The organism is Roseovarius salis, from assembly GCF_044472985.1.
Lineage (GTDB): Bacteria > Pseudomonadota > Alphaproteobacteria > Rhodobacterales > Rhodobacteraceae > Roseovarius > Roseovarius salis.
Genome location: NZ_JBISDG010000067.1, coordinates 1 through 10,335, shown reverse-complemented (window position 1 = coordinate 10,335; position 10,335 = coordinate 1). Strand labels below are relative to the sequence as shown.

Annotated in this window: 11 protein-coding genes; 4 read left to right on the top strand and 7 right to left on the bottom strand. The window is 64.8% G+C overall.

The annotated features are described in order from the left end of the window. Nucleotides 1–246: 246 nt before the first annotated feature. From ACH13J_RS17545 to ACH13J_RS17535, 3 genes are all read right to left on the bottom strand, one after another. A complete protein-coding gene (locus ACH13J_RS17545) occupies nucleotides 247–1,167 on the bottom strand; it encodes a manganese-dependent inorganic pyrophosphatase (protein WP_397544648.1) in 921 nt (306 codons plus the stop codon). A 112-nt stretch (nucleotides 1,168–1,279) separates the two neighbouring features. Further along, nucleotides 1,280–1,876, bottom strand: coding sequence for an exopolysaccharide biosynthesis protein (locus tag ACH13J_RS17540; protein WP_397544647.1), 597 nt, complete (start codon nucleotides 1,874–1,876; stop codon nucleotides 1,280–1,282). A 49-nt stretch (nucleotides 1,877–1,925) separates the two neighbouring features. After that, nucleotides 1,926–2,933 carry a TraB/GumN family protein gene (locus ACH13J_RS17535; RefSeq protein WP_397544646.1) on the bottom strand — a complete coding sequence of 336 codons (1,008 nt, stop codon included), beginning with the start codon at nucleotides 2,931–2,933 and terminating at the stop codon, nucleotides 1,926–1,928. A 182-nt stretch (nucleotides 2,934–3,115) separates the two neighbouring features. Here ACH13J_RS17535 and groES point away from each other — a divergent pair, with 182 nt between their 5' ends. From groES to ACH13J_RS17520, 3 genes are all read left to right on the top strand, one after another. Continuing rightward, complete coding sequence (groES, locus tag ACH13J_RS17530; protein WP_397544645.1) at nucleotides 3,116–3,427, top strand: co-chaperone GroES; 312 nt, start codon at nucleotides 3,116–3,118, stop codon at nucleotides 3,425–3,427. Nucleotides 3,428–3,481: 54 nt separating this feature from the next. After that, nucleotides 3,482–5,140 carry a chaperonin GroEL gene (groL, locus tag ACH13J_RS17525; RefSeq protein WP_397544644.1) on the top strand — a complete coding sequence of 553 codons (1,659 nt, stop codon included), beginning with the start codon at nucleotides 3,482–3,484 and terminating at the stop codon, nucleotides 5,138–5,140. 150 nt (nucleotides 5,141–5,290) lie between these two features. After that, nucleotides 5,291–5,827, top strand: coding sequence for a hypothetical protein (locus ACH13J_RS17520; protein WP_397544643.1), 537 nt, complete (start codon nucleotides 5,291–5,293; stop codon nucleotides 5,825–5,827). A gap of 29 nt (nucleotides 5,828–5,856) precedes the next feature. Here ACH13J_RS17520 and ACH13J_RS17515 read toward each other — a convergent pair whose 3' ends face one another. Then, nucleotides 5,857–6,468, bottom strand: coding sequence for a hypothetical protein (locus ACH13J_RS17515; protein WP_397544642.1), 612 nt, complete (start codon nucleotides 6,466–6,468; stop codon nucleotides 5,857–5,859). A 170-nt stretch (nucleotides 6,469–6,638) separates the two neighbouring features. Continuing rightward, the gene (locus tag ACH13J_RS17510; RefSeq protein WP_397544641.1) at nucleotides 6,639–7,127 is read right to left on the bottom strand and encodes a flavin reductase; all 489 of its coding nucleotides are present in this window, start codon (nucleotides 7,125–7,127) and stop codon (nucleotides 6,639–6,641) included. Nucleotides 7,128–7,504: 377 nt separating this feature from the next. Between ACH13J_RS17510 and ACH13J_RS17505 the strand changes: the two genes are divergently transcribed. Further along, nucleotides 7,505–8,404 (top strand): glycosyltransferase family 10 domain-containing protein, encoded by a 900-nt coding sequence (locus ACH13J_RS17505; RefSeq protein ID WP_397544640.1) that lies wholly within the window; start codon nucleotides 7,505–7,507, stop codon nucleotides 8,402–8,404. Here the strand turns inward: ACH13J_RS17505 and ACH13J_RS17500 are convergent. Together ACH13J_RS17500 and ACH13J_RS17495 are read right to left on the bottom strand one after the other, a co-directional pair. After that, on the bottom strand, nucleotides 8,398–9,768 hold the full coding sequence (locus ACH13J_RS17500) for a glutamate--cysteine ligase (RefSeq protein WP_397544639.1): 1,371 nt from the start codon (nucleotides 9,766–9,768) through the stop codon (nucleotides 8,398–8,400). The two genes, ACH13J_RS17505 and ACH13J_RS17500, sit on opposite strands and share 7 nt — an antisense overlap. A gap of 65 nt (nucleotides 9,769–9,833) precedes the next feature. Continuing rightward, a partial coding sequence (locus ACH13J_RS17495; protein WP_397544638.1) for a hypothetical protein occupies nucleotides 9,834–10,335 on the bottom strand: 502 nt, incomplete at its 5' end.

Below are 10,335 nucleotides of genomic sequence, written 5' to 3'. Positions count from 1 at the left end.
GATGATCTGTTCTTCCGAAAATCTTGATCGCTTCATTTTCCGTCCCTTCGATGGGTCGGACTCTAGTTCCAAGTGGAGGAAAAATCCCGTGGCAGGTCAAGGTAAGCATCGCGTTTCACCGAAGCTGAAGCTCGTGAGCGTTTCAGAGCTGTTTGTTTCTTCGCTGTCGCCGAGATAAGTTTTTTACTTCACCCAAACCAAAAAGGATCGCCCGCAGGCGATCCTTCGTCGAATCCTCTATGCCCCTTACACCGCCAGGTTCGGGATGATCTGCTTCTTGCGGCTCATCACGCCGGGCAGCACGACCGTGTCGCCCGATACGGAGGCGCCGAAGCTCTTTTCGGCCACGGTTTTCACCAGGTCACCCGGCACCAGCAGCGTGGCCTCTTCCTTCAGGATGTCCACGACGAACAGCAGCACCTCGTCCACCCCGTCCTCGGAGGCGACGGTCTTCATGCTCTGCATCAGGCTGTCCTTGCGGCCCAGCACCTGCTCGGGGGCCGTGGTCTCGAGCACCGAGACGCGGAATTTCTTGCCGCCCATCTCGTATTCCTTGGAATCCATCCGGATCAGCTCGGCATCGGAAAAGGCCGACACGTCGGACTTGGCGGCGAACATCTCGGCCGCGTAATCGGGGATCGACAGGCCCAGATCGGCGGCAAGCCGCTCTGCCACGGCCCTGTCGTGGTCGGTCGTGGTGGGCGAGCGGAACTCCAGCGTGTCCGACAGGATGCAGGTCAGCGCCGCGCCCTTGGCCCAGTCGGGCATCTTCGCGGCGTCCTCGCCCATCAGGTCGATCATGATCGTGGCGGTGCAGGCCAGCGGGCGCACGGTAATGTCGATCGGGCCCTTGGTTTCCAGCCCGCCGACCAGCTTGTGGTGGTCGATGATCGCGCGCACATCCGCGGCGTTTATCGTCTCGGGCAACTCGGCGGGATTGTTGGTGTCAACCACCACGCAGGGCTGGCCCTCGTCCACGCCCTCGATGATGCGCGGCTTGGGCAGGCTCCAGCGGTCGAGCATGAACGCGGCCTCGCTGTTGGGTTCGCCAAGCAGGACGGCCTCGGCGTCGCCGCCTTTCACCTCGTTGAGATACCAGGCCCAGAGAATGGGCGATCCGGTGGAATCGGTGTCGGGGGATTTGTGGCCGAAAACGAGTGTGCTCATGGGAGTAGATCCTTGAAAGGGCAATTTCGCGCGCCTTATAGGGATCTCGTTCAAGCTTGTCACCACCACATGCTGCACCGCGGCATCTTTCTGGCCCTCGTTTGCGGGCGCCTCAGACAAGGAAATTCACCGCCCGCGCGATCAGCAGCCCCGCGAGCCCCACCAGCGCGTATCCTCCCAGCATCAAGATACCGTCACGTGCAAAGAGCGCGATCGCGAAAAGCGTCAGCGCCCCGGCAACGGTCGAGGTGAGAAAGGGCACGAACTCGATCAGCGGCATGAAGAACGAAACAACGCAGAAAAGGCACAGCGCCGGCAGGTTCCATGGCCGGTCCGTCAGGACGGTCATTCGCTCGTTGATCACCCTGTCGACGCGCACGACGGCCGGGCGCATGACCGAGATGATCCTGGCCAGTCTGCGGGAATCGAGCGAACGATCCAGAAGCAGCGCAGGCAGCCAGAGATGGCGGCGGCCGCTCAGCATCTGGAGGGAGACGAGCCCCACGATTGCCGCCAGAAGGCTCGGCACCCCTGGCACCGCCGAGAGCGGCGAGACGAGCGCGATACAAGGTACCAGCAACAGCGGCGTCAGGCTGCGAGTGCCCAGGATGCCGATGATGTCGCGCAGTGAAATCTGCCCGTCGCCCATTTCGTCAGCGATGAGATCCAGCATGTCGGTCAGGTTGCTGTCAGCCTTGAGGCCGCCCATGGGCACGCTCCGTGAAAGGTCGGATGCGTGGCCTATACAGCAGGCGGAGTTACAATGGCAGCCGCCGAATGCTGAACCCGTGTCGTCTCAGGAGCTGCAAGAGCCCGGCTTCACCCGGCAGATGGCCCGCCCCCGCGGCCACGAGCACGCGCTGCCCCCGCGCCTCTGCCATCAGCTTTTCGACCCAGGCCGTGTTGCGCCCGGTCAGAAGGACGTTCTCGAGCCGCGCGAAATCCCGTGCGGCCGTGGGACCGCCATGTTCAAGCGAGAGGTGGCGAGAGAATTCCCACGTCAGTGCTGTCTGCTCCCGAAGGTATCTTTCCCGGATCGTGTAGGACATGTCGTCCGCGTCGGCGGGCAGGTCGAGCGTGAGGCGGATCATGTCAAGCTGCTTGTCCAGCGGCGTCTCGTCGAGCTGTCCCAGCACCTTGTCGAAGCGTTCGAGGGATCGCGTCCTGATACCCGCACGGCGGGCTTCCATCCCCACGAGCTCGTCAATTCCCTTTCCTTCCAGGGCTCCGTTCCGCGCCTCGCACGGGCCGATCCCCAGCATCATCGCCGCCCATGCGGGTTTGAATTTCGCCGCCATGAGCCCCGGGATCCGCCGTTTTGCCATCTCGGTCCGGAACGTCTGCCAGTCGGCATCTCCCAGAAGGTCGGGCAATGTCGGGCCATCTGTGATGAACATGAGCGAGGGGCTCCGGGCGAGCCTGTCCTCGAAGCGCTCTTGATCCTGCGGCGACATCTCGAGGTAAACCGTGTCCGACCGCGCGATCAGCGGCTTGAGCCGGTCCAGATGCGCCCGGGTCTTTGCGTGGCGGAAGTGATAGGTGCCGAAAAGCGTGATCTCGGTATCCTGCCGCGTGGCGCGCCACAGCAGCCCTTCGTCGTAAGGCGCAGCCGACGCCCGCGACAGCAGTGCCTCGCGCTCCGGCGCGGGCAGGGCAGCGATCAGGTCCCGTCCCTCGCAGCGTTCCGCCACGGCAGCAGCCGGTTGCAGCATGAACAGAATCAGGGCAAGCACACGCGCCATCCGGGCGCCTTCCGACGGGGTCATGACACCACCCTAGGGGCCCCGCCGCCCACGGGCAAATCCCTTTCAAGATTTTCGCTCACCGGATGTTGACAGGGATCACGCCAATCCCTAGCTATGCGGCGTTAGCACTCACCGGGGGTGAGTGATAACGGCCCGGCGAACGGGCCTGAAAGGGAGCAACTTTGAGCCAAGGAGCCAAAGACATGGCATTTAAACCGCTGCATGACCGCGTGCTTGTCCGCCGCGTTGAGAGCGAAGAGAAAACCGCGGGCGGGCTGATCATCCCCGACACCGCCAAGGAGAAACCGCAGGAAGGCCAGGTTGTCGCAGTTGGCGACGGTGCCCGTGACGACGAAGGCGACCGCATCAAGCCGGACGTCAAGGCCGGCGACCACATCCTGTTCGGCAAGTGGTCGGGAACCGAGATCACCATCGACGGCGAAGAGCTTCTGATCATGAAGGAGACGGACATCCTCGGCATCATCGAGGGTGGCAAGGAAGCCAAGGCCGCCTGAAGGCTGCGCATCGTCAACTGATCCCACAACAACAAGACTGCAGGAGAAACTGACATGTCTGCTAAAGAAGTAAGATTCGACACGGATGCCCGCAACCGCATGATGCGGGGCGTGAACGTGCTGGCCGATTCCGTGCGCGTGACGCTGGGTCCCAAGGGCCGCAACGTCGTTCTCGACAAGTCCTTCGGCTCGCCGCGCATCACCAAGGACGGTGTTTCGGTCGCCAAGGAAATCGAACTCGAGGACAAGTTCGAGAACATGGGTGCGCAGATGGTCAAGGAAGTGGCCAACCGCACCAATGACGAGGCCGGCGACGGCACCACCACCGCCACCGTGCTTGCCCAGGCCATCGCCAAGGAAGGCATGAAGGCCGTGGCCGCCGGCATGAACCCGATGGACCTGCGCCGCGGCATCGATCTGGCCACGCACAAGGTTGTCGAGGCCATCAAGTCCGCCGCACGCGAGGTCAAGGACAGCAACGAGGTCGCACAGGTCGGCACCGTGTCCGCCAACGGCGAGTCCGAGATCGGCCAGATGATCGCCGACGCCATGCAGAAGGTCGGCAATGACGGTGTCATCACCGTCGAGGAGAACAAGGGGCTGGAAACCGAGACCGACGTGGTCGAGGGGATGCAGTTCGACCGCGGCTACCTGTCGCCGTACTTCGTCACCAACTCCGACAAGATGATCACCGAGCTCGAGGACTGCATGATCCTGCTGCACGAGAAGAAGCTCTCGTCGCTGCAGCCGATGGTCCCGCTGCTCGAGTCGGTCATCCAGTCGCAGAAACCCCTGCTGATCATCGCCGAGGACGTCGAGGGCGAAGCACTGGCCACCCTCGTGGTCAACAAGCTGCGCGGCGGCCTGAAGATCGCGGCCGTCAAGGCGCCGGGCTTCGGTGATCGCCGCAAGGCAATGCTGCAGGACATCGCCATCCTGACCGGCGGCCAGGTCATCAGCGAAGACCTCGGCATGAAGCTCGAGAATGTCACCATGGACATGCTCGGCCAGGCCAAGAAGGTGTCGATCACCAAGGACGAGACCACCATCGTCGACGGTGCCGGCGAAAGCTCCGAGATCGAGGCGCGCGTCGCCCAGATCCGTCAGCAGATCGAGGACACCACCAGCGACTACGACCGCGAGAAGCTGCAGGAGCGTGTGGCGAAGCTGGCCGGCGGCGTGGCCGTCATCAAGGTTGGCGGCATGACCGAAACCGAGGTGAAGGAGCGCAAGGACCGCGTCGATGACGCGCTTAACGCGACCCGCGCCGCGGTGCAGGAAGGTATCGTCGTGGGTGGCGGCGTCGCCCTCGTGCAGGGTGCCAAGGCGCTCGACGGCCTGACCGGCGAGAACGTCGACCAGAACCGCGGGATCGAGATCGTGCGGCTCGCGCTCGAAGCGCCGCTGCGCCAGATCGCCGAGAACGCCGGTGTCGACGGCGCCGTCGTGGCTGGCAAGATCCGCGAATCCAACGACCTGAACTTCGGGTTCAACGCCCAGACCGAGGAATATGGCGACATGTTCCAGTACGGCGTGATCGACCCGGCCAAGGTCGTGCGCACCGCGCTGGAGGACGCCTCCTCGATCGCCGGCCTGCTGATCACCACCGAGGCGATGATCGCCGACAAGCCGCAGAAGGACGACGGCGGCGGCGCCGCCGGTGGCGGCATGCCCGACATGGGCGGCATGGGCGGCATGGGCGGCATGATGTAAGCTTCCCTTGCGGAAGACACAGCCGGAAAGACAGGGGCCGCCTTCGGGCGGCCCCTTTGCGTTCGGGCAAGGCGAGGTGCTGGACAGGGCCCCGGGGCGGGTTGCACACTTCCCGGCGCATTTCAGAGCCGGCATAAAGGACTTCGAGCCATGTCCATTTTCGACACGCTTGCAGGCAGGATTCGTGCGGCGGCGGAGGATGCCGATCCCCGCGGGGCCGTTCGCGCCGTTCTGTGCGATGCGCTGCAAGAAAATGCCGCGGAACTGCGCGAGGAAACCGCGCCGGGCGGACCGGACGAAATCAACCTTTACGAGGACAGCCGGCTGTCGATCTGGCGCTCACGTTTCCAGCCCGACGTGATAATGCCTGCGCATGAGCATCAGCTGCCGGTGTTGATCGCCTGCTATTCCGGGGCGGAGAAGAGCATCCTTTATACCCGCGAAGGGGGCAGGTTGCAGGAAACCGGCACCCTGACGGCGGCGGAGGGCGAGGTCATCGAGCTGCCAGAGGACGCCATTCACAAGGTCACTGCCGAGGGCGGGCAACCATCCGAGGCGGTGCATGTGTATTTCGGCCCGCTGACCACGCTTGACCGGGCCCTTTTCGATCCCGATACGGGGGCGGCGCTGCCCTTCACGATGGAGAATTTCGAAGCGCTGAAAATGCCTGCCGGCACCTCTGGATAAGGGGTTTGCAATCCTGGCCGGCCCCCTGGTCAGGTGCGGACGGATTGCAGCCGCCGCGCGAACTCGGGCCGGACGACCGGCCGCGCGGGATCCATTTCCGTGCGGGCGCCGCTGCGCTGGATGATGTCGCAAAGTTCGCGATGGATACACTCCAACTCCGCCGTGTCGCCCGTCAGGGCAAGAAGCGGCGCGTCGTGGTCGGTGACGCGGACATACAGGGCGGCATGTGCCATGCGCGCCGCCGGGCGTCTCAGGAACAGGCTCTCGACGCGGTCGATTTCGATGTTGCGCATCACCCGGCCCTGTTCGTTCACGTTGATCTTGGTCAGCGTCAGGATCTTGTTCTTGGCGTCCAGCGAGATTTGCCGGCGGAAGCCACGGGTGCCGAAGGCATAGACAACCAGGCCGCTGGCCGTGAACAGCGCCGCGAGCAGCCCGTGGGACATGATCTGGTCCGATTTCTGGTCCAGCGGCAGTATCAGCCACAGCATGGTGGAGGCGGCAACCATCAAACCGCCGGCCAGCCGCAGCACCAGCTCCGAGATGGCCTCCATGCGAAACCGCTCGAACCGCTCCCGCGCCGTCAAGCCAAGCGCGTTCGAGGTAAGCGAAACGCTGTGCCAGTTGCCTGATTGTCCCATTCCCACGGACCCTTTTCCAGATCTTCTGTCGTGATCTAGCTGCAAGAAATGGACGACAATAAGGCCGAGCCTTATCCATTTCGCGGCATGGAAGAGTGGAATTACCCGGATTCGCCCGTCGTGTTACGGGCCTGTTACATGCTGCCCACGGATCCTGATCGGGGCCGCACTCAAGCCTCTTGCGGGCGGACGATGTGGAATGCCCCGCTCATGTATGTAAGGGGTCGCTCGCCCGCGTTCGAGATACCCGTGACGTCGCCGATGCATATGGCGTGGCTGCCATGTACGTGCCGATGCGTCAGCGAGCAGGTAAATGCCGTCGCGCGCGGCAGGATCGGGCCGAATTCCGTCGCGGACATGTCCAGCCCGTCGAAGCGGCTGGTCATCCGGTCATCGAACGCCCCGGCAAAGGCGCGCGCCACGTCGGCCGCGTCCTCTGGCAGGACGTTCACGCAGAAAACCCCGTTGGCCGATGCCGTTCGCGCGATGCGGCTGTCTGCCTTGAGGCACACGAGCACCGACGGCGGGTCGGCCGACAGCGAGGTGAAGGCGCTCACCGTTGCACCGGCCTGCCCGGCCGGACCATCGGTCGTGACCACGGTAACGGTCGCCGCGACCTGCCGCATGGCCGCGATGAAGGCGTCGCGCGCCGTTGTCATGCCGCACCGCCACGGGGCGGGACATGCACTTGGAAGTTCGGGATCGCGGGCAAGATCGTTGTCACGTTGGTCACTGTTTTCCCTCGGGTTACCGATAACGGCCCACGGCGCCCCGGTAAAGCGCCGCCATGTCCACGGGTCCGCGAACGCGCTGTACGCGCGCCCGCTCGCCGCGGCAACGTGTAAATAGTGTATATCGAAGCGGCCTCAAGACATAGTGTCTCTCCGGCGCGCGCACGGGCGATCGCGGTTGAGGTGGTATTTACCACAGGCGCATTGGGTCTCTCCGGCGCGCGCACGGGCGATCGCCCGCGGCAGCGCATTGTTCTTTCCCGGTATTGGCCTTATGACCGCGCGACGCAACGCGGAGCCGCGAGATGTCGTATACCGAGCATGCAGTTGCCACGCTGCCCCCGGGCGTCAAGCTCGGGGCGCGCGCAGGCCGTGTGTCGCTTGACAGTCTGGGCTGGCCATTGGGGCGGCCGGGCCGGCTTGCCGCGCCGGGAAGCACTCTTGCCGATCTCGGACCGGGCGATCATGTCGTGGGGTTCACGCAGAATGTCAGTTTTTCATGGCCTGTAATGGGCACGCGGGCCATGGTATCGGTGATCATGGCCGAGCCGCAGGCGATCCACGGGGCCAAACAGCATCGCGTGGCGCGCATTGCCAGCCGGTTCCACCGGGTGTTGAGTTACAATGAATCCCTGCTTGCCCGATTGCCGAACGGCCTGTTCTTTCCGTGCGGCGGGGCATGGGTGTCGGATTGGCGCGAACGCGACCTTTCCAAGCACGCCACGTGCTCTTTGATCGCCTCGGAAAAGCGCAGCCAGGAGGGCCATGTCCTGCGGCATGCGATGGCGCAGCGCGTCCGGCGCGAGGGGTGCGATGTAGCCGTGCTTGGCCGCGGTTACGCGCCCTTCGCCGACAAGGCCGAGGGGCTGGCCCCATACCGGTACTCGCTGGTGATAGAGAACGCCCGCGAGCGCAACTATTTCACCGAGAAACTTCTTGATGCCGTGCTCTGCCGGACGGTTCCCATATACTGGGGCTGTCCCAATATCGGGGATTTCATGGACGTGTCCGGCATGATCCTTTGCGAAACCGAAGAGGACATGGCCCGCGCCCTGTCGATGATGTCGCGAGAGGATTACGCCGCGCGGCTGCCGGGGCTGCATGCAGCCGCGGAGGTCGCCGAACTCTATTCAGACATTTACCTGCGGGCGGCGCATGCCCTGCTGGCGGATGCGCCGGTGCCACCGGCGGGGCGTCCTCAGTAGCTGTATTCTTCGTAGATCCGGGTCAGGTCGCCGCCCCAGGCGCCGTTGTAGCGGGCCAGCAGCTCGTCGGCCGGCACCTGTCCGCTGTCCACGCTTTCCTTCAGCGTGTTCAGGAAATGGGTTTCGTCGGGGATCATGCCGCCCGCGCCCTTGCGCCCCCGGGCCTTCAGCCCCGCTTCGGATATCTCCAGCACCTCGCGCGCAAGCTCTTGCATGTCGATACCGCCCACCTTCGCGTCCAGGGCATCGCGGCTGGCCGCGACCCGCAGCGCTTCGCGCGTTTCGGCATCCCATCCCTTGACCAGGTCCCACGCCGCGTCCAGCGAGGATTGCTCGTACATCAGCCCGACCCACAGCGCCGGCAACGCGCAGAGCCGCCGCCACGGCCCGCCATCCGCGCCGCGCATTTCCATGTATTTCTTGATCCGCGCCTCGGGGAAAATGGTGGTCAGGTGATCGGCCCAGTCCGACAACGTCGGCGTCTCGCCCGGCAGCGCCGGCAGCTCGCCCCTCAGGAAATCGCGGAAAGATTGCCCGAGCGCGTCGATGTACTTGCCGTCGCGGTAGACGAAATACATCGGCACGTCGAGCGCGTACTCTGCCCACGCCTCGAACCCGAACCCCTCGTCGAAGACGAAGGGCAGCATGCCCGTGCGGTCGGGGTCGAGATCGCGCCAGACGCGGCTGCGCCAGGACTTGTGGCCGTTGGGCTTGCCCTCGAAGAATGGCGAGTTGGCAAAAAGCGCGGTGGCGACGGGTTGCAGCGCCAGCGCGACGCGCAGCTTCTGCACCATGTCCGCCTCGGACGAGAAGTCCAGGTTCACCTGCACGGTGCAGGTCCGGTACATCATCGACTTGCCCATGGTGCCGACGCGGTCCATGTACTCGGTCATCAGCTTGTAGCGACCCTTGGGCATCATCGGCATCTGGTCATGCGTCCAGATCGGCGCGGCCCCCAGCCCGATGAACCCCACGCCGACGCGGTCGGCGATGGATTTCACGTCGGCCAGGTGGGCGTTCACCTCGTCGCAGGTTTCGTGGATGTTCTCCAGTGCCGCGCCGGACAGCTCCAGCTGGCCGCCGGGTTCCAGGCTGATATTGGCGCCGTCCTTTTCGAGCCCGATCAGGTTGCCGCCCTCGGAAACAGGCGCCCAGCCATGCAGGTCGCGCAGACCCTCGAGCACGGCAAGAATGCTCCGTTCGCCGGCGTATGGAAGGGGCTTCAGCGTGTCGCGGCAATACCCGAACTTTTCGTGCTCGGTCCCGATGCGCCACTGCTCTTTCGGCTTGCAGCCTGCTTCCAGGTAGCCGGCCAGCTGATCCATGGAGGTGATCGGCCCGCCGCCGGACTGGGGAATGGACATGTTGTTGGCCTCCTGCTTCGGCGGGCTGTGACGGTTGCCACAAGTGGCTCCAATCGGGCCGGGTGTCAATGCGGCCGGGCGAGCCTCGCAGCGTCGTTATCGGGCTGTCTCCAGATCACCACCGGCTTGGCGGAGTCGCGATGCATCTCGGCCAGCATCCGCTCGGTCCTGAGGCCGGGCAGGCTGGCGAACACGTCGAACAGCGCCTCTGCGCCCTCCGCGTTGAGCGGAATTCGCAGCTCGTCATGACCGGGCTGCGAAAGCACCCAGTGCGGCGGCCGCGCGCCGCGATCGAGCGCCAGCGTGCTCATCTCGCTCAGGGCGATCACGCCGCCGGTCAGCGGACCGAAATAGGCGATCTGTCCCTCGTCCACGCGCACCACGCCGGGCCCGCCGGCGGCGCCGCGGAACCTTGCCCTCTGGACGCCCGCGGCGACGAGCGCGGCACCCGCCAGCACCAGCACGCCACCCAGCCACGGCAACAGCCCCGTGGTGCCAAGGCTCCACCACAGCCCGAGCGCCGCCGTGCCCCCCCCTGCGAGCACCTCGCGCCAGCGCCAGAGGGCC

What these genes read in the sequence shown, in the direction of transcription:
- ACH13J_RS17545 (WP_397544648.1), bottom strand. Translation starts at nt 1,167, where the DNA reads ATGAGCACACTCGTTTTCGGCCACAAATCCCCCGACACCGATTCCACC.
- ACH13J_RS17540 (WP_397544647.1), bottom strand. Translation starts at nt 1,876, where the DNA reads ATGGGCGGCCTCAAGGCTGACAGCAACCTGACCGACATGCTGGATCTC.
- ACH13J_RS17535 (WP_397544646.1), bottom strand. Translation starts at nt 2,933, where the DNA reads ATGACCCCGTCGGAAGGCGCCCGGATGGCGCGTGTGCTTGCCCTGATT.
- groES (WP_397544645.1), top strand. Translation starts at nt 3,116, where the DNA reads ATGGCATTTAAACCGCTGCATGACCGCGTGCTTGTCCGCCGCGTTGAG.
- groL (WP_397544644.1), top strand. Translation starts at nt 3,482, where the DNA reads ATGTCTGCTAAAGAAGTAAGATTCGACACGGATGCCCGCAACCGCATG.
- ACH13J_RS17520 (WP_397544643.1), top strand. Translation starts at nt 5,291, where the DNA reads ATGTCCATTTTCGACACGCTTGCAGGCAGGATTCGTGCGGCGGCGGAG.
- ACH13J_RS17515 (WP_397544642.1), bottom strand. Translation starts at nt 6,468, where the DNA reads ATGGGACAATCAGGCAACTGGCACAGCGTTTCGCTTACCTCGAACGCG.
- ACH13J_RS17510 (WP_397544641.1), bottom strand. Translation starts at nt 7,127, where the DNA reads ATGACAACGGCGCGCGACGCCTTCATCGCGGCCATGCGGCAGGTCGCG.
- ACH13J_RS17505 (WP_397544640.1), top strand. Translation starts at nt 7,505, where the DNA reads ATGTCGTATACCGAGCATGCAGTTGCCACGCTGCCCCCGGGCGTCAAG.
- ACH13J_RS17500 (WP_397544639.1), bottom strand. Translation starts at nt 9,768, where the DNA reads ATGTCCATTCCCCAGTCCGGCGGCGGGCCGATCACCTCCATGGATCAG.